This is a genomic window from Pandoraea sp. PE-S2T-3, assembly GCF_002179965.1.
In the GTDB taxonomy this organism is placed as follows: domain Bacteria; phylum Pseudomonadota; class Gammaproteobacteria; order Burkholderiales; family Burkholderiaceae; genus Pandoraea.
Genome location: NZ_NGUQ01000033.1, coordinates 1 through 24212, shown reverse-complemented (window position 1 = coordinate 24212; position 24212 = coordinate 1). Strand labels below are relative to the sequence as shown.

Annotated in this window: 22 protein-coding genes; 17 read left to right on the top strand and 5 right to left on the bottom strand. The window is 62.2% G+C overall.

Going from position 1 to position 24212, the window contains the following annotated elements; all coding sequences use genetic code 11:
* The first annotated feature begins 221 nt into the window (after window positions 1-221).
* On the top strand, window positions 222-1166 hold the full coding sequence (locus CDV46_RS19025) for an acetaldehyde dehydrogenase (acetylating) (RefSeq protein ID WP_058379700.1): 945 nt from the start codon (window positions 222-224) through the stop codon (window positions 1164-1166).
* Between the two features lie 32 nt (window positions 1167-1198).
* Window positions 1199-2218: a 4-hydroxy-2-oxovalerate aldolase gene (gene dmpG, locus CDV46_RS19020; protein WP_058379699.1), complete on the top strand. Its 1020-nt coding sequence runs from the start codon at window positions 1199-1201 to the stop codon at window positions 2216-2218.
* A gap of 125 nt (window positions 2219-2343) precedes the next feature.
* Here the strand turns inward: dmpG and CDV46_RS19015 are convergent, their stop codons facing one another.
* Both CDV46_RS19015 and CDV46_RS19010 read right to left on the bottom strand, forming a co-directional pair.
* Window positions 2344-3129 (bottom strand): IclR family transcriptional regulator, encoded by a 786-nt coding sequence (locus CDV46_RS19015; protein WP_087724242.1) that lies wholly within the window; start codon window positions 3127-3129, stop codon window positions 2344-2346.
* The gene (locus CDV46_RS19010) at window positions 3129-4091 is read right to left on the bottom strand and encodes a flagellar brake protein (protein WP_176399120.1); all 963 of its coding nucleotides are present in this window, start codon (window positions 4089-4091) and stop codon (window positions 3129-3131) included. The genes CDV46_RS19015 and CDV46_RS19010 overlap by 1 nt, the downstream gene beginning before the upstream one ends.
* 417 nt (window positions 4092-4508) lie before the next feature.
* On the opposite strand from CDV46_RS19010, the gene CDV46_RS19005 reads away from it, so the two are divergent.
* Complete coding sequence (locus tag CDV46_RS19005; protein ID WP_140413424.1) at window positions 4509-6164, top strand: hypothetical protein; 1656 nt, start codon at window positions 4509-4511, stop codon at window positions 6162-6164.
* 41 nt (window positions 6165-6205) lie between these two features.
* Here CDV46_RS19005 and CDV46_RS19000 read toward each other — a convergent pair whose 3' ends face one another.
* On the bottom strand, window positions 6206-7114 hold the full coding sequence (locus tag CDV46_RS19000) for a LysR substrate-binding domain-containing protein (RefSeq protein ID WP_087724236.1): 909 nt from the start codon (window positions 7112-7114) through the stop codon (window positions 6206-6208).
* Between the two features lie 185 nt (window positions 7115-7299).
* Between CDV46_RS19000 and CDV46_RS18995 the strand changes: the two genes are divergently transcribed.
* The 4 genes from CDV46_RS18995 (at window position 7300) to CDV46_RS18980 (ending at window position 9692) form a co-directional block, all read left to right on the top strand.
* A complete protein-coding gene (locus CDV46_RS18995; RefSeq protein WP_087724234.1) occupies window positions 7300-8085 on the top strand; it encodes a pirin family protein in 786 nt (261 codons plus the stop codon).
* Between the two features lie 73 nt (window positions 8086-8158).
* Window positions 8159-8581 carry a DoxX family protein gene (locus CDV46_RS18990; RefSeq protein WP_087688471.1) on the top strand — a complete coding sequence of 141 codons (423 nt, stop codon included), beginning with the start codon at window positions 8159-8161 and terminating at the stop codon, window positions 8579-8581.
* Window positions 8582-8650: 69 nt separating this feature from the next.
* On the top strand, window positions 8651-9250 hold the full coding sequence (gene wrbA, locus CDV46_RS18985; protein WP_087688470.1) for an NAD(P)H:quinone oxidoreductase: 600 nt from the start codon (window positions 8651-8653) through the stop codon (window positions 9248-9250).
* 79 nt (window positions 9251-9329) lie between these two features.
* Entirely contained in the window at window positions 9330-9692 is a 363-nt protein-coding gene (locus CDV46_RS18980) for a nuclear transport factor 2 family protein (RefSeq protein ID WP_087724232.1), read from the top strand.
* 43 nt (window positions 9693-9735) lie between these two features.
* Here CDV46_RS18980 and CDV46_RS18975 read toward each other — a convergent pair whose 3' ends face one another.
* Window positions 9736-10608, bottom strand: coding sequence for a LysR family transcriptional regulator (locus tag CDV46_RS18975; RefSeq protein WP_087688469.1), 873 nt, complete (start codon window positions 10606-10608; stop codon window positions 9736-9738).
* Between the two features lie 189 nt (window positions 10609-10797).
* Here CDV46_RS18975 and CDV46_RS18970 point away from each other — a divergent pair, with 189 nt between their 5' ends.
* The 4 genes from CDV46_RS18970 to CDV46_RS18955 all read left to right on the top strand — a co-directional run bounded on the left by CDV46_RS18970 (window position 10798) and on the right by CDV46_RS18955 (window position 16885).
* A complete protein-coding gene (locus CDV46_RS18970) occupies window positions 10798-12141 on the top strand; it encodes an MFS transporter (protein WP_087688468.1) in 1344 nt (447 codons plus the stop codon).
* Between the two features lie 183 nt (window positions 12142-12324).
* Complete coding sequence (locus tag CDV46_RS18965; protein ID WP_058379691.1) at window positions 12325-13515, top strand: M20 aminoacylase family protein; 1191 nt, start codon at window positions 12325-12327, stop codon at window positions 13513-13515.
* 6 nt (window positions 13516-13521) lie between these two features.
* A complete protein-coding gene (locus CDV46_RS18960; RefSeq protein ID WP_087724230.1) occupies window positions 13522-14616 on the top strand; it encodes a M14 family metallopeptidase in 1095 nt (364 codons plus the stop codon).
* Between the two features lie 358 nt (window positions 14617-14974).
* The gene (locus CDV46_RS18955) at window positions 14975-16885 is read left to right on the top strand and encodes a GmrSD restriction endonuclease domain-containing protein (RefSeq protein ID WP_087724228.1); all 1911 of its coding nucleotides are present in this window, start codon (window positions 14975-14977) and stop codon (window positions 16883-16885) included.
* Window positions 16886-16995: 110 nt separating this feature from the next.
* Here CDV46_RS18955 and CDV46_RS18950 read toward each other — a convergent pair whose 3' ends face one another.
* Window positions 16996-18198: an ammonium transporter gene (locus CDV46_RS18950; protein WP_087688465.1), complete on the bottom strand. Its 1203-nt coding sequence runs from the start codon at window positions 18196-18198 to the stop codon at window positions 16996-16998.
* Window positions 18199-18617: 419 nt separating this feature from the next.
* On the opposite strand from CDV46_RS18950, the gene CDV46_RS18945 reads away from it, so the two are divergent.
* The 6 genes from CDV46_RS18945 to CDV46_RS18920 form a co-directional block, all read left to right on the top strand.
* Window positions 18618-18917 carry an antibiotic biosynthesis monooxygenase family protein gene (locus CDV46_RS18945; RefSeq protein ID WP_058379687.1) on the top strand — a complete coding sequence of 100 codons (300 nt, stop codon included), beginning with the start codon at window positions 18618-18620 and terminating at the stop codon, window positions 18915-18917.
* 185 nt (window positions 18918-19102) lie between these two features.
* The gene (locus CDV46_RS18940) at window positions 19103-19837 is read left to right on the top strand and encodes a FadR/GntR family transcriptional regulator (protein ID WP_087688464.1); all 735 of its coding nucleotides are present in this window, start codon (window positions 19103-19105) and stop codon (window positions 19835-19837) included.
* 80 nt (window positions 19838-19917) lie between these two features.
* Window positions 19918-21339, top strand: a complete 1422-nt coding sequence (locus CDV46_RS18935; protein ID WP_087724225.1) for an FAD-binding oxidoreductase — start codon at window positions 19918-19920, stop codon at window positions 21337-21339.
* 145 nt (window positions 21340-21484) lie between these two features.
* On the top strand, window positions 21485-22375 hold the full coding sequence (locus tag CDV46_RS18930) for an amidohydrolase family protein (RefSeq protein WP_087724223.1): 891 nt from the start codon (window positions 21485-21487) through the stop codon (window positions 22373-22375).
* A gap of 82 nt (window positions 22376-22457) precedes the next feature.
* Window positions 22458-23687 carry an MFS transporter gene (locus CDV46_RS18925; protein WP_058379683.1) on the top strand — a complete coding sequence of 410 codons (1230 nt, stop codon included), beginning with the start codon at window positions 22458-22460 and terminating at the stop codon, window positions 23685-23687.
* 75 nt (window positions 23688-23762) lie between these two features.
* On the top strand, window positions 23763-24212 hold a 450-nt coding region (locus CDV46_RS18920), incomplete at its 3' end, for an electron transfer flavoprotein subunit beta/FixA family protein (protein WP_140413423.1).

Genomic DNA, 24212 nt, shown 5'->3' with positions numbered 1-24212 from the left:
CTCTGCATTTCTTCCCTGTCGAATCAGTCACTTGCGATGCTTTTCCGCAAGTTATCAACGGGCTTGTGAACAAAAAGTGTGGATAAGCCGACACTAGATTCGTCGATTTCAAATATCTCAATATATGAGATCAATGTTTACATATTGACATTAAAGCAGCGGCGGAATTACGATGCGCCTCATACCGGTAAGCGGTGGACGGATACGTTCAGGAGACGACAGTGACGGAACGACGCAAACAGAAAGTGGCGATCATTGGTTCGGGCAACATCGGCACCGACCTCATGATCAAGGTGATGCGCAATAGCGAGCATCTGGAAATGGGCGCGATGGTCGGTATCGATCCGGCGTCCGACGGACTGGCGCGCGCGCAGCGCCTCGGTGTGCCGGTGACTTCCGGCGGTATCGAAGGCCTGCTGGCCATGCCCGGCTTTGAAGACATTCGCATCGCGTTCGACGCCACGTCGGCCAAAGCGCACGCGCATCACAACGAACTGCTGCAAGCGCGCGGCGTGCAGGTGATCGATCTGACGCCGGCGGCCATCGGGCCGTACGTGATTCCGTCGATCAACCTCGACGCGCATCTCGACGCCACCAACATCAATATGGTCACGTGCGGCGGTCAGGCCACGATTCCGATGGTCGCGGCGATCTCGCAAGTGGCGAAGGTGCATTACGCCGAAATCGTCGCGTCGATTTCGAGCAAGTCGGCCGGCCCCGGCACGCGCGCCAACATCGACGAGTTCACCGAAACCACGTCGAAGGCGATTGAAGTGTTGGGCGGCGCATCGCGCGGCAAGGCGATCATCGTGCTGAATCCGGCCGAGCCGCCGCTCATCATGCGCGACACCGTGTTCGTGCTGTCCGAGCCGGGCGATCAGGCCGCCATCGAAGCCAGCATCCAGACGATGGTCGACAAGGTGCACGCCTATGTGCCGGGCTATCGCCTCAAGCAGAAAGTGCAATTTGAACTGTTCGACGCGTCGCGTCCGCTCAACGTGCCGGGTCTCGGCAAGCTGACGGGTCTGAAGACGTCGGTATTCCTCGAAGTGGAAGGGGCTGCGCACTACCTGCCGGCCTATGCAGGCAACCTCGACATCATGACCAGCGCCGCGCTGGCGTGTGCCGATCGTATCGCCGCCACTCGTCTGGCCCTCGCGGCCTGAACGCCGCACGCTCTTCGGGAAGACACCTCACCATGACGCAGAAAAAACTCTATATCTCCGACGTGACGCTGCGCGACGGCAGCCACGCCATTCGTCACCAGTACAGCATCGCCAATGTGAAGGCGATTGCGGCGGCGCTCGATGCCGCCCGCGTCGATTCGATCGAAGTCGCCCATGGCGACGGCTTGTCGGGATCGAGCTTCAACTACGGGTTTGGCGCGCACACCGATCTCGAATGGATTGCCGCTGTTGCTGAAACCGTTCAGCACGCCAAGGTCGCGACACTGTTGCTGCCGGGCGTGGGCACCGTGCACGACCTGCGCGAAGCCTATGACGCCGGTGCCCGCGTGGTGCGTATCGCCACGCACTGCACTGAGGCCGACGTTTCGCGTCAGCACATTGAATACGCCCGCGAACTGGGGATGGACACCGTCGGCTTTCTGATGATGAGCCACATGACCACGCCGCAGCATCTGGCGGAGCAGGCCAAGCTGATGGAGTCGTACGGCGCGACGTGTATCTACGTGGTGGACTCGGGCGGCGCACTGGGCATGACCGACGTGCGCGATCGTTTCCGCGCGTTCAAGGACGTGCTCAACGCCGACACCCTGACCGGCATGCATGCGCACCACAACCTGAGTCTGGGGGTGGCGAACTCGATCGTGGCCGTGGAAGAGGGCTGCGACCGTATCGACGCGAGCCTCGCGGGCATGGGCGCGGGCGCCGGCAATGCGCCGCTCGAAGTGTTTATTGCGGCGGCGTCGCGTCTGGGCTGGAACCATGGCTGCGACCTGTACACCCTGATGGATGCTGCCGACGACATCGTGCGTCCGTTGCAGGATCGCGCCGTGCGCGTGGATCGCGAGACGCTGGCGCTGGGGTATGCCGGTGTGTACTCGAGCTTCCTGCGTCACGCCGAAGCGGCAGCGGCGCGCTATGACCTGAAGACGGTCGACATTCTGGTCGAACTGGGTCAGCGCCGCATGGTCGGCGGACAGGAAGACATGATTGTGGACGTTGCGCTCGACCTGCTCAAGCGCCGCGCTGCCTGACGATTTCACCCAAGCAGTTGTAGCATCTCGGCAAGTCTTCACGCCGGCCATTCTCACGAAGGGCCGGCGTTTTTTATTTGCGCTTATTCGCGCTTATTCGCGAATGAGAGAGCGGGTGACGCCGCTCAGCGCGCGTTGCCCGACCAGCCGAGTTGCTGGCTGATGCGTGCGGCGGCGTCCTTCACGCGCGGCACGAGTTCCTGCATGCGCTCGCGGCTCATGTACTTGGTGGTGCTCGACACACTGATCGCCGCCACGATGCGCTGGCTGGCGTCATAGATCGGTGCGGCCACGCAGCGAATCGTCGGGGTGTCGTCTTCCAGATCGAACGCATAGCCTTGGCGGGCATAGTCACGCATGCGCGTGAGCCATGGCGCCGTGTCGATCGGATGGGCGGGCACTTGCGTCTGATAGTGCGCAAGCTGCGCCCGCCATTCGGCTTCGTCCTGATCGAGCAGCAGCGCCTTGCCCACACCCGTCACGCAAATCGGCTTGCGACCGCCGATACGAGAGCTGATTTCCACCGCCCGTTGACCGGGCAGCTTGTCGAGATACATCACCTCCCAGCCATCGGCCACGGCCAGATGCACGGTGTCCTGCGTCTCGCTGGCAAGGGCTTCGAGCGTGGGGCGAGCCACACGCGGCAGGTCGATCTGCCGGTAAGCGAGAAAGCCGAGTTCGATCAGCTTGTTGCCGAGCCGGTAGCCGCGACGCGGCTCGAAGCGCAGATAACCGGCATGCACCAACGCTGACGCAATGCGATGCGTGGTCGACGACGTGATGCCCAGATGGGCGGACAGCGCGGGCACAGTGTCGATACCGGCGGCAACGGCTTCGACGATATCGAGGCCGCGAAACAACGTCTGGCTCGCGAGCGTGCGCGGACGTTCCCCTTCCGAAGCTTTTGCCATCACGCGCCTCCGAGCGCAAGCAAGCGCTCGTACACGTAGCACTTGAGGGCGACGTAATGGGCGGGTTCGAGCGACGGCAATTCGATGCCGTGCAGATGTGCACCGTCGTCGTTTTGCTGGATACCGCGAATCGTACCGGTGGCTTCCACGGGCATATCGATATCGCCGACTCGCACACGGAAAGCCAGTTGCATCGTGTCGCCGGGCGCGCCGAGCGGGGTGTCGGTCAGCAGCGACACGCCTTCAGCGCTCACGTCCTGCAACAGGGCGAGATGTTTGGCGTCACCCATCGTGATCGAAGCAACCAGACGGGCAGAGACGCGTTGCGAGCGGCGCAGCACCTTGCGGCGGATCTGTGCGGGCGCGGACAGCACCACGTACTCGAACGGCATGCGCTCCACGCGCTCGACCGTGCAGACGAAGTGATAGATGTCTTCCCCCGAGAACGTCCACAGTTCGAGACGCTCGCTGGCCTGCAACGAGGGGGGCGCCGAGCGGCCGGTCGGTGCGGTGACGAACAGCATCTGATTCGGTGCATGGCCGATGACGCGCGTACGAATGCGCTGCGAACCGGCGCCGGGCGGCAACTGAATCTGAAGCCAGTCGCCGGGGCGCAGGTTGAGGTCGGTGAGTCCGTACTGCGTTTGTGCGCCGCCTGCGGTATCGGTGGCGGTGGTGGCCGCCACTGCGCCTGCGGCAGGCGTGTCAGTGCTTGCTTCGGTGTCGGCAGCCGCACCTTCGTCAGTGCCCACTTCGGTGTCGGCGCCGAGTGTCGCGACGCGATGCGGCGCGAATGACGTGAACAGCCAGTCGAGACCCGCTTGGGTCGGGACGAGATCGCCCTCTGCCAGCAGCGGGTCGCCGTTACGGTCGACGACGGCCCAGAGCAAGGGTTCGCCGAGGGGGATGTCGGCGGGCGTGAGCGCTACGAGTGGCAACGACGATGACGTGGCTGAAGACATGGCAGAAGACGTGGCAGTAGGCGAGTGAGCGTGGCGCGCGTCATGCGCGCAGCAGAATTCGTGCGGCGTCGAACCGTGGCAAGACAGGGCAGACACGGCGGACGTCAGTGGTCCGAAGTCTACCGCGCCGCATTGGCACTTGGCGAGAGGCGACGCGGCACGGCAACGACGATCATGCTTTTGCGGTGTGTGCAGCTTGCGTAAGTGGGCGCTCGCTGGGGGATGCGTCGTTTGACGATTTGCGCGGTGATTTGCTGTTTTCCCGTCATGGGCTTGCGGCGGGCGCTGCGACTTCCACGTGCCCGCTCGATCGGCTGTCGCGAGTGGCCCCATCGTCCCCCTATGGTCGACGGTTTGCCAGCGGCCATCGAGGCCATCGATTTATGCTGGTGGACACCATCAGGCAAGGAGGAATTCATGCCATATCAGGTCGCCATCCGGGCGGAAGCGGCACGAGACGCGCGCAGAGGCTGCTCATGGAACGGGGTACGCGGGGCGAGTTTTGCACGCGCACATGAACAGGTCGCGCACCGTAGTTCGCGGCATGCCGACATTGCCGAGCGCCTCATGCGCACGTCCAACAGCATGCGTGATCTCGGCCCCCACGTCCTGTCGACGCGCCGTGCGATGCGTCGCGAACTGACGGATGCCTTCACGCGCGCGTGGGCGGGTCTTTGGGTGACGACCGGCCCGTGCCAGCACTTCTATCGTAAGGAGTTCGATCTCGCCCACGAGCGGGATGTGCGACTGGGGACGCAACTCGAACACATCGAGACGACGCTGACCAGTCCGACGTCCGCCGAGACGGGGGCCGAGTGCGCGCCGGTTGAAGACTCTCTCGACGCAGCGGCCGGTGACATCGCCAGGTGGTTGCAAACCATGAGTACGACCGGCGACAGGGGATGGCATTTTCGCGTGGCGCGCGATCTGCTGTCGTTGCTTGGCAATGTGTCGTTGCTCGCGATCATCGGCGAACGGTTCTATCGCGACGCGGCGCAGGCAGACGTCTCGCCCACGCAGACCGACGGCCTGTGGCCGGGCGCTGCGGCGGCGAACACGCCGTTTGATATCGCGTGGGCCGACTGGACGCTACTGAGCTTCGAGGGGCTGAAGGGACTGATCACGCAATCGCTGGGCTCGCCAACGCTCATTCGTCACCACGCGGTCGATGAAGTGCTCAAGCGCATGGATGCGGGTTGCCGGTTGCTCGCCGCGTGTCTGCCTGAGGACGTGCCGGGCAGGACGGGCGCGGCAGCGTCGCCGCCTTCCTCATGGCGTGATGCGCTGGGCACGCTCACGCGCTTGCGTGACGTGGCGACCCTGTTCACGCTGGCGAATTCGGCGGTGCCTCCGGCGCGGCTGATCCTTTGGGTGTCGTCGTGGCTGGGGCCTGAAGCGCGCGGTCTCGATAGCGACCGGGGCGTGCTGCGCGTGGCGGGGCTTGTGCTCGACAGTTGCCGGGCGGTGACGAGTCTCGCCGGCACGTGGGCACGCAAGGTGGCGTTTGCCCACGACGCTCGCAAGTTGGGCAATCGGTGGCAGGTGCTCGGTGACGCGGTACGGCGCGTGCCGGAGGCCGAATTGGCGATGGTGATGCGGCATGTGGCGCGCGTCATGAAGCTGTCGATTCATTGCGACACGGCGTTGCTTGCGAAAATCGCCTCGGACACGGGCTTGTGCCGCTTTCTTCTGGATCATCCCGATCCTCTGACGGTGAACGCGATCGCGCAGGCCTGCGAGCGCTTCGGTGTGCCGAGCCACCCATCGATCACGGGCAACATGTCGTTCCTGAGTCTGCAACCGGCGGAGAGTTCGTGGGGCAAACGCTGGCGCGACGACGGGTGGCAATGGAGCGGCGCAACGTCAGTGCGCGCCGCGTATCGGGTGTTGCTGGCGTATCAGCACTACGGCGCGATGTTGCCTGAGTGGTTGATGGCAAGTGCTCCAGGCGCGAAGGACGGCAACTCACCGGCGTCTGGCGCCCGCACGCCTGGTGGCCGATCGACACCGGGTTCGGTAGCAACCGTGTGCATCGATATCGACGACATGGCTGCCCACGAAACGCGCCTGTGAGCCCGTTCGGCAGGCGCCGCGTCGTGTGCGTCATCACACGATCACACGGGTGGTTCAAATCCGGCCACGAGCGCATCGAGCAGGTGGCGTACCGCCGGCACCATGCCACGTCGCGTCGGAAAGATCGCATGCACGAGCCCCGGTGCCGTCGACAGATTCGGCAACAGCCGGCGCAAGTGCCCGGCGAGCAAGTCTTCTTTCACGAACTCGGCAGGCAGCAGCGCCACGCCGACGCCGTTCATGGCCGCCATGCGCAGGCTGTCGAGATCGTCCGTCGCCAGCCGGGGCCGATGGATGAGGGCGGCGACCTGACCCTCGGCATCGAGCAACTGCCACGTATGGCGCTCGTTCTTGCTGGCCATCGAGAGCGTTGGCCAATCCTTCAATGCGTCGAGCGAGGTGGGCGCGGCATATTGCTTTGCCAACGCTGGGCTGGCGACGAGCACCAGAGCAGACAGCCCCAACTGACGCACCGCGAGGTCGGTGTCGTCCAGCGGCGGGAGTCTGACGCGAATGGCGAAATCCAGACCCTCTTCAATGACGTCCACGCGACGGTTGGTGGCATCGAGCAGCACCTGAACCTGCGGATTCTCCTGCACGTACCGCGAGATGATTCCGGTGATGCCGGAACGCAATAAGCCCAGCGGACAACTGATTCGCACCGTGCCTTGGGGCTGGCTGCGGGTCTGATCGATCAGGTCTTTGGCTGCGCGCGACTCCGCGACGAGCGCGAGGCAGTGCTGATGAAACTGACGCCCGGTTTCCGTAAGCGACAGACTTCGGCTCGTGCGATTGAGCAGGCGCACACCCAGCTCTTCTTCCAGCGCGCGCACCCGCCGGCTCAGCTTCGACGTTTGCAGACCGAGATGGCGGGCGGCGGCGGTGAAGCTGCCGTGCTCGACCACCTCGGCAAAGAGCCTGAGGTCATTGAGATCAGAGATCGGGTCCATTGGGGCGAAGGCTCCATTAGCGTCCACATGCGATTACCTGCGTCCGTATCGTTCTACAGGAAGCAACGATGCTTTTCAATATGGGAGATATGCAGGTCATCTTTGCGCGAATAGCATTCTCTCCATTGCCAGAGCCCCCGTAGACATCCGGGAGTGGTTCAGGCGCGTGAATCAAGGAGATAGCCATGCTTGCGCATCGGCGTGCGGAAATGCTCGACAGCGTCGACCACGGTTGGCTGCGGGCGAAGTATCACTTTCAGGTCAGCCCGGCAGGCAACCCGGCGCACCAGGCGCTCGGTCCGCTGATCGTCTGGAACGACGACGAAATTGCGGTGGACGGCGGTTTTCCGTTTCACGGGCACCGCGACGTGGAAATCATCACTTACGTCCGGCAGGGAGTGCTCGGACACCGCGACACGCTGGGTTCGGAAGGCACGATCCGTGCGGGCGACGTTCAGGTGATGAGCGCGGGCACGGGCATTCGTCACGCCGAGTTCAATAAGGGTGACGTGCCGCTGAAGCTCTTCCAGATCTGGTTGAAGCCACGTGCGGACGGCGGCAAACCGCACTGGGACACGCGGGCGTTCCCCAAAGCCAAGGTGATTTCCAGCGGTGCGAATGGTTTCAATCGTGCCAATGGCGCCGACGGTTCCGACGGTTCCGACGCGCCATCGAGCGCTGACGGCAAAGGGCGCTTCACGGTCCTTGCCAGCGGCTACTACGCGAGCGACGAGGGCGCGCTGCCCATACGCGCCGATGCGCGGTTGCTTGGGACAACACTCGCGGCAGGCGAAACGGTCCGGCACACGCTTGGGCCGTCGCGCAGCGCCTATCTCGTGGTCGCAGCCGGTCGCATCGCGATCAACGGCGAGCCCATGGGGCCGCTGGACGGCGTGGCAATGACGGACGTCTCAACGGCCGAGATCACCGCTTTCGAAGACGCTGAACTGGTCATGGTGGAGACCGGTTGAGCCTCGACTTTTTCACTCCACCTCTTGGTTTTTCTCTTTCTTCTCTCTTTTCGATTTCTCAGGACTTTTTGCGATGAACAACTACAAATTTCTTCCTTTGCTGGGCCGCATTCTGCTCGGCGCACCGTTTCTCATGAGCGGGCTGGGCAAGCTCGGCGCGCACGCCGCCACGGTCGGATACATCGGCGCGGTCGGTCTGCCGGCGCCTTCGCTTGCGTATCTCGTCGCGGTGCTCGTTGAAGCGGGCGGCGGCCTGCTGCTGATTACGGGCTTCCGTGCCCGTCCGGTGTCGCTGGTGCTGGCGCTCTTTTCGCTCGCGACTGCGGTGTTTTTCCATCACAACTTCGGCGATCAGAACCAGATGATCCACTTCCTGAAGAACGTGATGATGGCCGGCGGTTTGCTCCAGATCACCTATTTCGGTGCGGGTGCCTACAGTCTCGATGCACGTGCCAAGGCCGCCGCGTTGCGTGGCTCGGTGCCGAGCGCGTCGTGAGTTTGCGCGCCGATCCAAATCCGACCACGTAGTTGAGCAAGTCCCCCGACTCAATCAGGAGTGTTTCAAATGGCTAAGGTTCTCGTTCTGTATTACTCGTCGTATGGGCACATCGAGGCGCTCGCCGATGCGATCGCAGAAGGTGCCCGCTCGACGGGCGCCGTGGTCGACATCAAGCGCGTACCGGAAACCGTGCCGGAAGAGGCCGCCAAGGCGGCTTACTTCAAGCTCGACCAGCAGGCGCCGGTAGCGACGGTCGCCGAACTCGCCGATTACGACGCCATCGTGGTCGGCACGCCGACCCGCTTCGGCCGCATTTCCTCGCAGATGGCGGCATTTCTCGATCAGGCGGGTGGTCTGTGGATGCGCGGTGCTTTGAATGGCAAGGTCGGCGGCGCTTTCACCTCCAGCGCGACGCAGCATGGTGGTCAGGAGACGACATTGTTCTCGATCATCACCAATCTGCTGCACTTCGGCATGACCATCGTCGGCTTGCCGTACAGCCATCAGGGGCAAATGACGTTGGACGAAGTCGTGGGCGGCGCGCCGTACGGTGCGACGACCATTGCCGGCGGACAAGGGCAACGTCAGCCGAGCGCCATCGAACTTGCCGGTGCGCGACATCAGGGTGAGTTGATTGCCCGGACGGCGAGCAAGTTGTTCGACTGACCGGCGCCGTGGCGCACGCATGAACGAAGCAAAGACGTGCGCCACGTCCGCTTGAACCGAGATTTATGGGAGCAAGATCATGACCCACGATATTCCGACGCTGCTGCAACGCAATCTCGATATGTTTGGCGAGAACGACCCGGTGCGCCGGCGCGCGCTCATCGACGCGTTCTACACGGACGATTGCGTGTTTTACGACCCGAACATGGGCGTCTATCGCGGGCGTGACCAACTCGACCGGATTGCCGGTGCCATCAAGGCCACGCATCCTGAATTCAAGTACCAGCCGATTGCGTTGCCCGATGTATCAGGTGACGGCGGGCGAATTCGCTGGGTCTCCGGGCGCCCCGGTTATGCCCCCGAATACGCCGGGACGGATGTCGTTCTGGCGCGGGACGGCCGGATCGCCGTCATCTATCTCTTCTTCGATCCGCTGCCTTGATGGTGCGACAACACACGAAACAGATGGAGTGTTGAAGACACCGTCACCCCTGCGCCATGACCTGCTGCGCGATGGCGGTCGTAATGCCGATCTTGTCGTGACGCACGCGCTCCAGCAGGCCGATGCTGCGCTGCTCGGTCACGCCCGGCAACGCGATGATGCGCAGCGTTTCCTCATGGGCCCACGTGGCGTTGCGCAGCATGGGCACCACGGCGACGCCCAGCCCTTGGCGCACCAGCGCGACGATGCCTTCGATCGAACTCAGTTCCAGATACTCATTGACCTTGACGCGTTGACGTCGCACCGCGCGATCGATCAGTGCGCCGGTGCGTTGCGTTTTGTCGAAGCGCAGAAAGCGCTCCGTCGACAGTAGCCGTGCCGCCGGTGCGGGCTTCATGTCTGCTGGTGTCAGCAGCACCAGCGACTCCTTGTACAGCGGTGTCCAGCGCACGCCTGCCGGCCGGCGCCCCGGGGGCTCGACGAGCACGGCGCAATCGATATCGCCCGCATCGAGCTGCGCGGTCAACTCGATCGATCGCGCCGTCTGGATCAGAACGTCGAGATGCGGTTGCGCATCCTTGATCTGCGAGACGGCGGCGGCCAACGCGCTGACGGCTGACTCGACCGTGCCGATGCTGACTGTCCCGGCCGGGGTTTCAATCCCCGACGCCAGCATCTGCATCGTCTGGTATTGCGCCAGCAGCTGCTTGGCGTGCGGCAGCAACGCGCGGCCCATGGCATTGAGCGCCACCGACCGGCCCACCCGGTCGAACAGCGCGTGATCGAATTCTTCTTCCAGCGCACGCATCTGCATGCTCACGGCCGATTGCGTCATCGCCAGATGCTCGGCGGCTGATGCAAACGAGCCGTAGCGCGCAACTGCCGTAAAAGTGCGCATGAATCGCAGGTTGCTCACGGGGGTGCCTCGCAGGTTCTGCCTGATTTTGCTGGGTTGTGGGGGCCGTCGGCGTCTTTCAATTCAACAAAAAAGTTGCGATGACGGATCACAAATTCTAGCTTTTATTGGTTTTTTGGCACAAGCAGAATGGGTCGATGCGAGTGCAGTCGGCTTGCCACGGTAAAACTTCGAGACAGGAGCATCACCATGGAAGTTTCGGTTGGGCGCGACAGCGCCTCGAATTCGGCTAACGCTGCCAACCCGGCAGTGCCTGAGCGATCGGGCAAACGTATTGATGCCCGCATCATCGCGGTATCCACCATCGGCAACGCGCTCGAATGGTTCGATTTCACGGTCTTCACCTTCTTCGCGGCGAACATCGCCCGCCAGTTCTTCCCCAGCGACAACCCGACCGCCGCCTTGCTCGCGGCATGGACCACCTTCGGCGTGGGCTTTCTCACGCGCCCGCTCGGCGGCATCGTGCTCGGCAACTACGCCGACAAGCACGGCCGTAAAGCCGCCTTGTTGCTGACCATTTCGGTCATGGCACTCGGTGTGGCCGTCATCGCGTTTGCGCCGACCTACGCGCAGATCGGCATGGCCGCGCCCATCCTGATGTTGATCGGCCGCTTCCTGCAAGGCTTCTCGGCGGGCGGCGAAGTGGGCAGTGCCACGGCCTTTTTGGTCGAGCATGCCCCGGTCGAGCGACGCGGCGTGTACGGCAGCTTCCAGATGATTGCGCAGGCATGCAGCATGCTGCTCGGCGCCATTGTTTCGGTGGGTATTACGCAGGCGTTGACGCCGGAGCAGATCGATTCGTTCGGCTGGCGTATCCCGTTCGTGCTCGGCCTGCTGATCGTGCCGGTCGGCTTGTATGTGCGCTCGCGCCTCGACGAGTCGCCGGTGTTCAAGGATGCGGCCAAGCGCGCGGCGCCGGAGCGCTCGCCGTTTATCGAATCGATCACGCAGCACTGGCGTCAGGTGCTGGCCGGTTTCGGTCTCACCGTGTACGGCACCATCGGCACGTACATCTTCTATTACTACATGCCGAGCTACGCCACGAAGTCGCTGGGCATTCCGTTCAAGAGCAGCGTCATCGCGTCGTTGTGTGCCGCCGTGGCGTACATCATCGGCACCTTCGCCTCGGGCCGTATCTCGGACTCGATCGGTCGCAAGAAGCCGATGGTGGCCTCGGCGCTCATCAGCCTGATCATCGCGTATCCGCTGTTCCTCGCGGTGAGCCATACGCCGACGCTGCCGATGCTGATCTTCGTGCAGTGCTGCCTGATGCTCTCGCTCGGCTTGTTCCAAGGGTCGTATTGCGCGTTCGTGTGCGAGTTGTTCCCGTCGCGCGTGCGTGCCACGTCGATGGCCATCGGCTACAACTTCGCGGTGATGATCTTCGGCGGTTTTGCCGGGGCGATCGCCACGCTGCTGATCGGCTGGACGGGCGACAAGCTCGCCGTCGTGTACTACGGCTTGTTCGGCGCGGCAGTGGGCCTCATCACGATTCTGATGCTCAAAGACCGCTCGCGTCAGCCGCTGGCGTAACCCCTCACTCACCATCGCGCGGGCGTCTGGCTCCTCCATGATTCCCGCGCGTGTCTTGCCTGACGAATTCCCGTAACCGGCCCCATTACCCCGTAATGCACAACAGGCATTACTGCCCCTGAGCCGGGGGTAGTCGCCGCTGCATTGGGGCCATCCGATAACGTCCAATCAGAGTCCACTCCCATGTCCATCATTCCCGAAATTGCCGAACGTACGGCAGAGCTTCAGGCGATTCGCCGCGATATCCACGCACATCCGGAACTGCGCTACGAAGAGGAACGCACGGCCGACATCGTCGCGCGCCTGCTCGAATCGTGGGGCATCGAGGTCACGCGCGGTCTGGGCAAGACTGGTGTCGTCGGTGTGCTGCGCAACGGCACCGGCACGAAGACCATCGGGCTGCGCGCCGACATGGATGCGTTGCCGATTCAGGAACTGAACACCTTCGAGCACGCCTCGCAATACGCCGGCAAGATGCACGCCTGCGGTCACGACGGCCACACGGCCATGTTGTTGGGCGCGGCCCAGCATCTCGCGGCGCACCGCACGTTCGACGGCACCATCGTGTTCATCTTCCAGCCGGCAGAAGAGGGTGGTGGCGGCGCCAAGGCCATGCTCAAGGATGGATTGTTCGAGAAATTCCCGGTCGATGCCGTGTTTGCGCTGCACAACTGGCCGGGGCTTGCCGCCGGTAGTTTTGGGGCGCGCGTGGGGGCGACGCAGGCGTCGAGCAACGAATTCCGAATTGTTGTGAAGGGCACGGGTGCGCACGCCGCGATGCCACACGACGGTATCGACCCGGTGCTGACGGCCATGCAGATCGGCACGGGGCTGCAAAGCATCATGACGCGCAACAAGCGCCCGATCGATGCCGCCGTGCTGTCCATCACGCAGATGCAGGCGGGCGAGGCGATCAACGTGATTCCGAACACGGCCACGTTGGCCGGCACCGTGCGCACGTTCTCGCTCGAAGTGCTCGATCTGGTGGAAACGCGCATGCGCGAGTTCTGCGAAGCGACGGCGGCGGCGTATGGCTGCACGGTCGAGTTCTCGTTCGTCCGCAACTACCCGCCGACGGTCAACACGGCCGCCGAGACGCAGTTCGCCGTGAATGTGATGCAGGAGATCGTCGGCCGCGATCACGTGGTGAGCCCGATCGACCCGACCATGGGCGCGGAAGATTTTTCGTTCTTCCTGCTGGAGCGCCCGGGCTGCTATGCGTACATCGGCAACGGGCTGGGCGATCACCGCGCGCATGGCCACGGGCTCGGGCCGTGCATGTTGCACAACACGAGCTATGACTTCAACGACGACGTGCTGACGCTGGGCTCTACCTATTGGGTGCGGCTGGCCGAAGCGTTCTTGGTGGCCTGACGCGCCATGACGACCGGACTTTTTTCCGTGAGCTATTCGCAGGCGCGCAAGCGGTTTGCCGCGGCTGCGCGCGCTGCGGGTGTCGATGTCGAGAGCCACGTGATTCAGGGCATCATCGGGCGCGAAGGCGAAGCGTTGGCCACCGATGTTGTGCGGCTCGGTTCATCGGATGCCCGGCGCTTGTTGATCCTGACGTCCGGCACGCATGGCGTCGAAGGTTTCTGCGGCAGTGCGGCGCAGATTGCCCTGCTGGGCGATACGGGATTGCAGGCGCGTCTGGCAGCGGCCGATGTGGCGATTCTCGTGGTGCACGCGATCAATCCGTATGGCTTTTCGTGGTTGTCGCGCACGAATGAAGACAACGTCGATCTGAACCGCAACAGCATCGATTTCACGCAACCGCTGCCGGTCAACGATGCCTACGCCGACTTGCATGCGTTGCTCGTGCCACCGATCTGGCCGCCGTCGGATTTGAATGCGGCGGCGATTGCCGACTACATCGCGACGCATGGCGAACCGGCGTATCAGCGCGCGCTGACGATCGGGCAGTACAGCTTTGCCGACGGGCTGTTCTACGGCGGGCGCGGACCGGTATGGAGCACTCGTCTGATGCGCACGCTGATCGACACGCATGCGAAGGGTTGCGATGCCATCGGCTGGATCGACTTCCATACCGGGCTCGGTCCGCCGGGGCATGGCGAGAAGATCAGCGTGGGGCGGTTGGATGCGGCGGAGTTGCAGCGGGCGCGCCGTTGGTGGGGCGCCGATGTGGCGAGTCCGGTGGATGGCACGACGGTGGCGTCGAACGTCGGCGGCCCGTTGCTCGACACGCTGCGCTTCGCTCGCCCGGATGCACAAATCACGGCGATGGCCATCGAGTACGGCACGGTGCCGCTCATCGACATGCTGCATATGCTGCGCGCCGACGCGTGGCTGCGCCGAAACCCGGAAACACCGTCAGAACAGGCGGCAAAGATCCGCGATCAGGTGCGCGCGGCGTTCTGCTTCGACGACGCCGGATGGCAAGGCCAGATTCTCGGTCAGGCGCGGGTTGCGATTCTTCAGGCGGTGCTGGGGTTGGGGCGGGGGGAGGCTGGTTGAGATATCGAGGCGCTGGGCTCAACACCGATTTCGTCTGTGTTCGGCGCAGTGTTTCGTTGAAGGAAATTATGCCAAAAATAGTCAATCCGGCTCTTGATACATTTCGTGTTTTTTGAGCGCTGATAAAAACGCATACAAGCGATTGAAATTCCGGTTCTTGATTTCTATTGTTAATGAGGTCGAATTTTTTGTGAATTTTCAATGCGTTGGAAAATAAATGGTCCGATACAATTGGCCAAGTAACAAACGTTTTTGAAATATAAGTCTAGTAAGCAACATTTGCAGTTGTCCAAAGTATTCGTCGCTATGTACACTCCGTGAACCGCAAGTGTTCATAACAACGGAAAACACATCGACCATGGCCAGGTCCGCATTTCAAACTAACCCGATATTCCTCCGAGAACTTCTCGACGACTGCCACGACGGCGCCATACAACTTCCTGATTTTCAAAGGAGTTGGGTCTGGGACGAAGAGCGTATCAAGAGTCTGATTGCCTCAATCTCGCGTGCATTCCCTGTCGGAGCGCTGATGACGCTCGAAACCGGTGGCGACATTGAGTTCAAACCACGGCCGGTTGAAGGCGCCCCCGATGAAGCAAAGGCGGCTCGACCACGCTCTTTGTTGCTTGATGGCCAGCAGCGCATGACTTCGCTCTATCAAGTGACACTGCGCGATAAAGTTGTGGAAACGGTGACGCCAAAGAACAAGAAGGTTAAGCGTTGGTTCTACATTGACATCGCTAAAGCGATGGACCCGTCATGCGATCGCGAGGACGCCATCGTCGGTGTTCCGGAAGACCGGGTGATTCGCAAAGACTTTGGACGTTCCGAGGTCCTAGATCTTGCGACGCCGCATCGAGAATACGAGACTCTCATGTATCCAGTGTCGAAAGTTTTTGACTGGGATACATGGCAGGATGGTTTCGACGACTATTGGAAGAACGACGCAAACGCGGATGCCAAGAAGGCGCTGTTCCGGGCATTCAAGCAGGCGATCCTGGACAATTTTAAGCAATATCGCGTCCCAGTCATTGCGCTCGACAGGTCGACCTCGAAGGAGGCCGTTTGCGTTGTCTTTGAGAAAGTGAATACAGGAGGTAAGCCACTTGATGCGTTTGAGCTTGTCACCGCCATGTATGCGGCCGATGGACATGAACTGCGCAAAGATTGGTTTGGCAAGGATAAGGAGAAGGGAAGGCAAAGTCGCTTCGCTGAGACTCTTCGTCCTGCGGGGGCCACCTCAGGCATCATCGCCAACGTGACTAACACGGATTTTCTGCAAGCCATTTCGCTATTTCACACGCGCGAGAAGCGAAGAGAGGCTGAGCGGGCGGGGAAGTCCGGAAAGGACCTCCCGGCAGTCAGTGGGAATCGTCAGGCACTCTTGAGCCTGCCGCTCGCTGCATACAAAAAGTATGAAGCGCAAGTTGAGACCGGATTCGTTCATGCAGCAAAGTTTCTGCACATGCTGCATATTTATCGCTTGTTCGATCTTCCGTACCAATCGCAGATTGTCCCGCTTGCGGCCATCTTGGCGGATATCGGAAGTGCTTGGGAGCATGACACGATTCGAGCAAAGCTCGTTCAGTGGTACTGGAACGGTGTGTTCGGTGAATTGTATGGCTCAGCAGTCGACTCGCGTTTCTCGCGTGACTTCTTGGAAGTTCCGGCTTGGCTCGATGGCGGGCCAGAGCCGACAACGATCAGCGAGACTACATTTCGCGCGGACCGGCTAAAGACGATGCGCATGCGATTGTCCGCCGCATACAAGGGGGTCAACGCATTGTTGATGAAGAAGGGGGCGCAGGACTTCCGTTCTGGTCAACAGTTCGACCACATCGTGTTCTTCGGGGAAAATGTCGACATTCACCACATCTTTCCTCAGGATTGGTGCAAGTCCCAAGGTATCAAACCGGCCGTTTTCGATTCGATTATTAACAAGACGCCGTTGTCGTATCGCACGAATCGCATCATTGGTGGAGTCGCCCCATCCCAGTATCTTGCCAAACTTGAGGCTGGAAACACGACTAGTCCATCAATTTCCCAAGCACGACTGGACGAACATCTGCGCTCCCACCTTATTAATCCGGAATTCCTGCGCAGTGACTCGTTCGAAGCGTTCATGTCCGACCGGCAAACACAGTTACTGGCTCTGATTGAGGAAGCTATGGGCAAAGGGGCTTACATGGGAGACGCTTACGAGGAAGGCGAGGACTACGAATCGGAAAATGCAAGTGACGAAGCCGATTTGACTATCGCGGTTGCCTGAAGTCTAGAGTCGACGTGGATGCGGGTTGCCGGAAGGCACCCGCTTTCGATTGTCTCCGGCGAGTGGTTGATTCGTGAGGTCAACGGCGCCATTGAGTCTCGTATGCACTCCTACCAGTTCGTCTCCCGCTCCGGCGTCGCCGTAATCTTGTGGATCGACAAGTCCGCACCGTAGTATTCCTGCTCATCGTCGAGTCGTAGCCCCACAGTGCGTTTCAGCACGCCATAGACGACATAGCCGCCGACGAAGGCGATCACTACGCCCGATACCGTCCCCGCGACCTGCGCGATAAAGCTCACGCCACCCAGCCCGCCGAGTGCCGTCTGGCCAAAGATGCCGGCTGCCAGTCCGCCCCAGATTCCGCAGACGCCGTGCAACGGCCACACGCCAAGCACGTCGTCGATACGCAGGCGGTTCTGCGTCACCGTGAACAGCCACACAAACAGCCCACCGGCGACAGCACCTACCACCAGCGCGCCCAGCGGATGCATCACGTCCGAGCCTGCACAAACCGCAACGAGACCCGCCAACGGGCCGTTGTGAATAAAGCCCGGGTCGTCCTTGCCGACCCACATCGCGATCAGCGTGCCACCGACCATCGCCATCAGCGAATTCACGGCCACTAGCCCCGAGATGCCGCCCACACGCTGCGCGCTCATCACGTTGAAGCCGAACCAGCCGACGATGAGAATCCACGCGCCGAGCGCCAGAAACGGAATCGATGACGGCGGGTGCGCCGCGACCTGACCCTGCCCGTTGTAGCGTCCTCGGCGCGCGCCCAGATGCAGCACGGCCGCCAGTCCGATCCAGCCCCCTACCGCGTGCACGACCACCGACCCCGCAAAGTCGTGGAACGGTGCGCCGACCGTGCGCGTCAGCCAGTCCTGAATGCCGAAATGGCCGTTCCACGCGATGCCCTCGAAGAACGGATAGATCAAACCCACGAGGAAGAACGTCGCCACCGACTGCGGATGAAACTTCGCCCGCTCGGCGATCCCGCCCGACACGATGGCCGGAATCGCCGCGGCAAACGTCAGCAGGAAGAAGAACCGGATGAGCGCATAGCCGTTGTGCTCGGACAGCACGGTGGCGCTCGACCAGAAGTCCACGCCATAAGCGAGCGGGTAACCGATGAAGAAGTAGGCCAGCCCCGAGACGGCAAAGTCGGTCAGGATCTTGACCAGCGCATTGACCTGATTCTTCTTGCGAACCGTGCCGAGCTCGAGAAAGGCAAAGCCGGCGTGCATGGCAAGCACCAGGATCGCGCCGAGTAACAGGAACAGCACGTCGCCGGGTGTATTGGTATTGGGCATGAATGTGCTCTTTTGGTGCAGACGGGAAGAAGAAAGAGGATGAGCAAGACCGATGCCAGAATTTTCAGGTCACTGATTTGTATGAATGTTTTGCTGGATGGAAATGCCTGAGGGGCAAATCTCGGCACGTTCGTGGTGCGGCGATGGCGATCGTGAGCGACGCCGGTGCATCGAGGGGGTGAACGACGGCATCGGCGGCGGCGTCGGTGGCGTCATGAGCGGCGCCGGAAATGCCGTCGATAAAACTCTGTAAGCGATACGCGATGGCTCGCGCGATGCGTGGCCGCAGGGCGCGGTATAGAATCGAGCGTTCTCGCAGCGGGACGTGCCGTCTATCGCGTATCGTTCCGCGTGCGCTGCAACCGCGTGACCACATCAAAACATCCAGTCACACACGAGCCAACCACTGAGGAAAACCCATGATCTTTGAAATCGCCCAGATCGAAGTCAAACCCGGCACGGAAGCGGCATTCGAGCAAGGCGTCGCCAAAGCCGCGCCGCTGTTCAAGGGGTCGAAAGGCTGCCACGGCATGCGCCTGCTCAAGCAGATCGAGCAGCCGACGCATTACAGCCTCGTCGTCACTTGGGAAACGCTGGAAAACCACACCGTCGACTTCCGTAACTCGGAAGCCTTCGCCCAGTGGCGTGCCCTCGTGAGCGATTGCTTCGCCGCGCCGCCGAACGTTAGCCACGTGACGGAAGCGCTGATCGGCTTCTAAGCCGGCTTCAGGCAGACGGCAGAACAAAGGGCGGTGCCCGGTCAACACGACCGGCACCGCCCAAGTTTTTTCATGGTGTGAGATAGCAGGGACCACCAAGACAAAACCAAGGGTTAACGCGGTGTAATCCCTCAAAAGTTTTCATATAACATGCAAACCAGAAAAGCATGAGATGACGTGAGAGGATGACAACCAAGCCCAAAACCCTGACCGAACAGGTCTCGCAGCAACTGCATGACGCGATCCGGCAGGGGATCTATCCCGTCGGCACCAAGTTGCCGACCGGCAAGCAGCTCTCCGAAACCTATGGTGTGAGTCAGGCGGTGATCCGCGAAGTCACGGAACGTTTGCGCGCACAAGGGCTGATCGACAGTCGTCAGGGCGCGGGCGTCACCGTACGCGCGCGCACGCCGTCCAGTGGCTTTCAGGTACCGGTCGGGCAAGACGCGGCCGACCTCGCGAGCGTGTATGAACTGCGCCTCGATCTCGAAAGCACGGCAGCAGCGCTTGCAGCGGTGCGTCATACCGAAGAGGACATCCGCCTGCTGGGCGAGATTCTCGGAAAGCTCGAAACCAATCTCTATCACGCGGAAAACGGCGTCGAGTACGACACCGCGTTTCACGCTGCCATCGCGCGCGCTACGCATAACCGCTACTACGCCGACCTTTTGCAGTATCTGAATCTCCAGATCCGGCAAGTGGTGCAGGCCGCGCGTACGAATACGCTGCGCCACGAAGGGCTGGCGGCGCAGGTGCATCAGGAGCACGTCGCCGTGTTCAACGCCATCAAGGCACGTGACCCGCTGCTGGCGCGCGCCGCATCGCTCTCGCACTTGTTGCGCGCGTCGGCGCGCCTTGGTCTGACCCTGCCCGGACGCGACATCATCACCGGGGCTATTGCGCCCTCGGTTCTGTCGTAGGGCCGGTGCCCCGCCTCGCAATCGTCGCCCGACATCGAATACCCCAACTTCTCGCCCCCTAACTTCCGACGCGTGATCCCATGACAATCACTGCCTTCGCCCAACGCCTCATCGACGCTATCGGTGCCGACAGCGTGCTCACCGCTCCCGACGACATCGCCCCATGGCTGGCCGACTGGCGCGGCATGTACCGTGGCAGCGCGCAGGCCGTGGTGCGTCCGCGCTCGACGCAGGACGTCTCGAAAGTGCTCGCCCTGTGCCAGCAGACGGCAACGCCGGTCGTGCCGCGCGGGGGCAACACGGGTTTATGTGGTGGCGCGACGCCCGACAGCGCGGCGCAGAACGTGGTGCTGAGCCTCGATCGCATGAACACCGTGCGCAGCCTCGACACCATTGCCAACACGATGGTGGCCGAAGCTGGTTGCATTCTTCAGGACCTGCAACGCGTGGCGAGCGACGTCAATCGTCTGTTTCCGCTGAGTCTCGCGGCAGAAGGCTCGTGTCAGCTTGGCGGCAATCTCGCCACCAACGCCGGTGGCGTGAACGTGGTGCGCTACGGCATGACGCGCGAGCTGGTACTCGGCATCGAAGCCGTGCTGCCCAATGGCGAGATCCTGCACGGCTTGCGCACCTTGCGCAAAGACAACACCGGTTACGACCTCAAGCAATTGCTGATCGGCTCGGAAGGCACGCTCGGCATCATCACGGCCGCCGCGTTGCGGCTGTTTGCGCCGACGCCCGTGCGTCAGGTGGTGATCGCTGCCGTCACGTCGCCACGTCAGGCGCTCGAACTCTATGAACTGCTGTTCACCGAGTGCGGCTCGCGTATGCAGGCGTTCGAATTTTTCACCGGTGAATGCGTCGACCTCGTCATGGCCCACGTGCCGGGCGTGCGCGCCCCGTTCGGAGAGCGCCACCCGGGCTACGTGCTGGTAGAACTGGCCGACACGGCCGACGAGCAGGCGCTCGCCGCGCTGCTTGAACGCGTGATCGAGACCGCCATCGAGCGCGATCTGTGTGCCGACGCGGTGGTGTCGTCCACGCTCGGTCAGGTCGAAGAGATGTGGAAGCTGCGCGAAGAAATTTCCGAAGCGCAACGCGCCGACGGCCCGCACTTGAAGCACGACGTATCGCTGCCCATCGAGGCCATTCCCGAATTCATGGCGAGCGCCGAGGCGCGCGTGCGCCGCGTGTGCCCGCAGGTGCGTCCGTTCATCTTCGGGCACTTTGGCGACGGCAACCTGCACTACAACCTCTCGCGCCCGGCGGGTGAGGCGGCCGACTTCATGGCGAAGCACGGCGAGGCGATCACCGCCGAAGTGCTCGACGAAGTGGCGCGCTACGGCGGCAGCATCAGCGCGGAGCACGGCATCGGCCAGCTCAAGCGCGACTACTTCGCGAAGTACAAGTCGCCGCTCGAACTGCGCCTCATGCGCGAGATCAAGGCCGTGTTCGACCCGGCCGGCATCATGAACCCGGGCAAGTTGCTCAAGGTGCAGTGAGGCGGCTGTTCACAGGCATCGGCGGTGCCGGTGCCTGATGTGCTTCAACCGTGATTCGCCTGTAGTTCATCAGTGTTTCATCCGAATTTTTCCCGGCGTGAGCCCGACGTCCAGCCTGACGCCTCGCGCCCTTTGAGGAGTCGTCATGACTGTAACTTCCGCTGCCGGGGCACCGTTGTGCCTTGGCCCGCTGCCGGAGATCGATCCGCCGACGTTCGACGTGCCGTTCGGTGCCGTCGATACGCATGCTCACGTGGTTGCCGCCGGCGACGCCTATCCGATGGTGGCCGAGCGCAGCTACACGCCGCCGCCCGCGCCTGAAGACAAGTATCTGGCGATGCTCGACGCCACTGGCATGACCTACGGCGTGCTGGTGCAGATCAGCGTCTACGGCACCGACAATCGCTACATGCTCGAAACGTTGAAGCGTCACCCCGACCGCCTGCGCGGCATCGCCGTGGTGGCACCCGAGGTGACCGATGCGGAACTCGAAGCGATGCACGCGGCCGGCGTGCGCGGTCTGCGGATCAACGTGCTGTTTGGCGGCGGCATCGGTTTCACGGCGATGGAAACGCTCGCACATCGCATCAAGGATCTGGGCTGGCACATGCAGTTCCTGATGGACGTAAAGACCTTGCCCGAACTCATGCCGCGCATGACGAAGCTGCCCGTGCCGGGCATCGTCGATCACATGGGCCACACGCCGGTGGCACAAGGGCTCGACTCGCCGGGCTTCACGGCGTTGCGCTCGCTGGTGCGCGATCACGGCTATTGGGTGAAGTTGTCCGGCGCGTACCGGATCAGCGAGCGTTTCCCGTCGTTCGACGACGTGACGCCGTTCGCGCAGACGCTCATTGCCGACGCGCCCGATCGCATGGTGTGGGGCAGCGACTGGCCGCACGTGTCGCTCACGCGTATGCCGAACACCGGCACGCTGCGCAACCTGCTGCCGCAGTGGGCACCCGACGCCGACACGCGCCGCCGCATTCTCGTCGACAACCCGGCGCGCCTGTACGGCTTTCCGGCGAAGGGCTGAATTCAACAACAGATCGTAGCGGAAGTAGTATCCGGGCGCATTGGGCGCCCTTGCATCACCAAGGATGAATGGGGAGACAGGGATGGATTGGTATCGTCAGATGAACAAGACCGAGCGGCGCACGTTTATCGCCGCCTTCGGCGGTTGGGCGCTCGATGCGCTCGACTTCATGGTGTTCACGTTTGTGATCACCACGTTGATTACCGTGTTCGGCATCGACAAGGGACAGGCCGGCATGCTGGCGACCGTGACGCTGTTGTTCTCGGCGATCGGCGGCTGGCTGGCCGGCGTGCTCGCCGACCGCTATGGCCGTGTGCGCATCTTGCAGGCCACGATTCTGTGGTTCTCCGTGTGTACGGTGCTGATCGGGTTCGCCCAGAACTTTGAACAGATTTTCGTGCTGCGCGCGCTGCAAGGCCTGGGCTTCGGCGGCGAGTGGGCCGTGGGCTCGGTGCTGATGGGCGAAATCGTGCGCACCGAGTATCGCGGCCGCGCCGTCGGTACGGTGCAAAGCGGCTGGGCCATCGGTTGGGCCGTGGCGGCGCTGTGCTACACGTTGTCGTTCTCGTACCTGCCGGAAGAATACGCGTGGCGTGCGCTGTTCTGGATCGGTGTGATTCCGGCACTGTTCGTGCTGTTTATCCGCAAGAACGTGCCCGAGCCGGAACTGTTCGAGCGCACCCGCAAGCGTGAGGCCGCCTCGGCCAACCGCACGTCGGCATGGGCGATCTTCTCGCCGGCACTGATCAAGACGACGTTGCTCTCGGCATTGCTGTGCACGGGCGTGCAGGGCGGTTACTACGCCGTGACGACGTGGCTGCCGACGTTCCTGAAGACCGAGCGTCACCTGTCGGTGATCGGCACGGGCGGCTATCTGCTGGTGATCATTCTGGGCTCGTTCATCGGCTACATCACCGGCGCGTATCTGACCGACAAGCTGGGCCGCCGTGCAAACCTGCTGATCTTCGCGGTACTCTCTGGGGCGAGCATTTATGCCTACACGCAATTCCAGTTGAGCAACGATCAGATGCTGATTCTGGGCTTCCCGCTGGGGTTCGCCGCCTCGGGTATTTTCAGCGGCATGGGCGCGTATCTGACGGAGTTGTTCCCGTCGGCAGTGCGTGCGAATGGGCAAGGCTTTGCGTATAACTTCGGGCGCGGCATCGGTGCGCTGTTCCCGAGTCTGGTCGGCTATCTGGCCAAGACGAGCGGTCTGGGCACGGCCATCGGCATGTTTGCCGGCGGTGCTTATTTCGTCGTGTTGGTCACGGCGTTCTTGCTGCCCGAGACGAAAGGGCGCGAGATCGAGTAAGTTCGTATTTTTAGCGGGCGGCAGGGGCTGCATGAGCAGCCTGCCGCCCGGTTTTTCTGAATCAAGGGAGTCCGCATGAAGGTTCTGGTTCCGGTCAAACGGGTAGTGGATTACAACGTAAAGGTTCGCGTGAAGAGCGACGGCAGTGGCGTCGACATTGCGAACGTGAAGATGTCGATGAATCCGTTCGACGAAATCGCGGTGGAAGAGGCGGTGCGTCTGAAGGAAGCGGGCGTGGCGACGGAAGTGATTGCGGTGTCCGCGGGTGTGGCGCAATCGCAAGAGACGCTGCGCACGGCGCTGGCCATCGGTGCGGATCGTGCGATCCTGATCGAATCGGATGAAGAGCTGCAACCGCTGGCCGTGGCCAAGTTGCTTAAGGCCGTGCTCGACAAGGAGCAGCCGCAACTGGTGATCCTGGGCAAGCAGGCCATCGACGACGACTCGAACCAAACCGGTCAGATGCTCGCAGCACTCGCGAAGCTGCCGCAGGCGACGTTCGCTTCGAAGGTGACGGTCGCGGAT

Coding starts and splice junctions, on each gene's coding strand:
- dmpG (WP_058379699.1), top strand. CDS start 1,199: ATGACGCAGAAAAAACTCTATATCTCCGACGTGACGCTGCGCGACGGC.
- CDV46_RS19015 (WP_087724242.1), bottom strand. CDS start 3,129: ATGGCAAAAGCTTCGGAAGGGGAACGTCCGCGCACGCTCGCGAGCCAG.
- CDV46_RS19010 (WP_176399120.1), bottom strand. CDS start 4,091: ATGTCTTCAGCCACGTCATCGTCGTTGCCACTCGTAGCGCTCACGCCC.
- CDV46_RS19005 (WP_140413424.1), top strand. CDS start 4,509: ATGCCATATCAGGTCGCCATCCGGGCGGAAGCGGCACGAGACGCGCGC.
- CDV46_RS19000 (WP_087724236.1), bottom strand. CDS start 7,114: ATGGACCCGATCTCTGATCTCAATGACCTCAGGCTCTTTGCCGAGGTG.
- CDV46_RS18995 (WP_087724234.1), top strand. CDS start 7,300: ATGCTTGCGCATCGGCGTGCGGAAATGCTCGACAGCGTCGACCACGGT.
- CDV46_RS18990 (WP_087688471.1), top strand. CDS start 8,159: ATGAACAACTACAAATTTCTTCCTTTGCTGGGCCGCATTCTGCTCGGC.
- wrbA (WP_087688470.1), top strand. CDS start 8,651: ATGGCTAAGGTTCTCGTTCTGTATTACTCGTCGTATGGGCACATCGAG.
- CDV46_RS18980 (WP_087724232.1), top strand. CDS start 9,330: ATGACCCACGATATTCCGACGCTGCTGCAACGCAATCTCGATATGTTT.
- CDV46_RS18970 (WP_087688468.1), top strand. CDS start 10,798: ATGGAAGTTTCGGTTGGGCGCGACAGCGCCTCGAATTCGGCTAACGCT.
- CDV46_RS18965 (WP_058379691.1), top strand. CDS start 12,325: ATGTCCATCATTCCCGAAATTGCCGAACGTACGGCAGAGCTTCAGGCG.
- CDV46_RS18960 (WP_087724230.1), top strand. CDS start 13,522: ATGACGACCGGACTTTTTTCCGTGAGCTATTCGCAGGCGCGCAAGCGG.
- CDV46_RS18955 (WP_087724228.1), top strand. CDS start 14,975: ATGGCCAGGTCCGCATTTCAAACTAACCCGATATTCCTCCGAGAACTT.
- CDV46_RS18950 (WP_087688465.1), bottom strand. CDS start 18,198: ATGCCCAATACCAATACACCCGGCGACGTGCTGTTCCTGTTACTCGGC.
- CDV46_RS18945 (WP_058379687.1), top strand. CDS start 18,618: ATGATCTTTGAAATCGCCCAGATCGAAGTCAAACCCGGCACGGAAGCG.
- CDV46_RS18940 (WP_087688464.1), top strand. CDS start 19,103: ATGACAACCAAGCCCAAAACCCTGACCGAACAGGTCTCGCAGCAACTG.
- CDV46_RS18935 (WP_087724225.1), top strand. CDS start 19,918: ATGACAATCACTGCCTTCGCCCAACGCCTCATCGACGCTATCGGTGCC.
- CDV46_RS18930 (WP_087724223.1), top strand. CDS start 21,485: ATGACTGTAACTTCCGCTGCCGGGGCACCGTTGTGCCTTGGCCCGCTG.
- CDV46_RS18925 (WP_058379683.1), top strand. CDS start 22,458: ATGGATTGGTATCGTCAGATGAACAAGACCGAGCGGCGCACGTTTATC.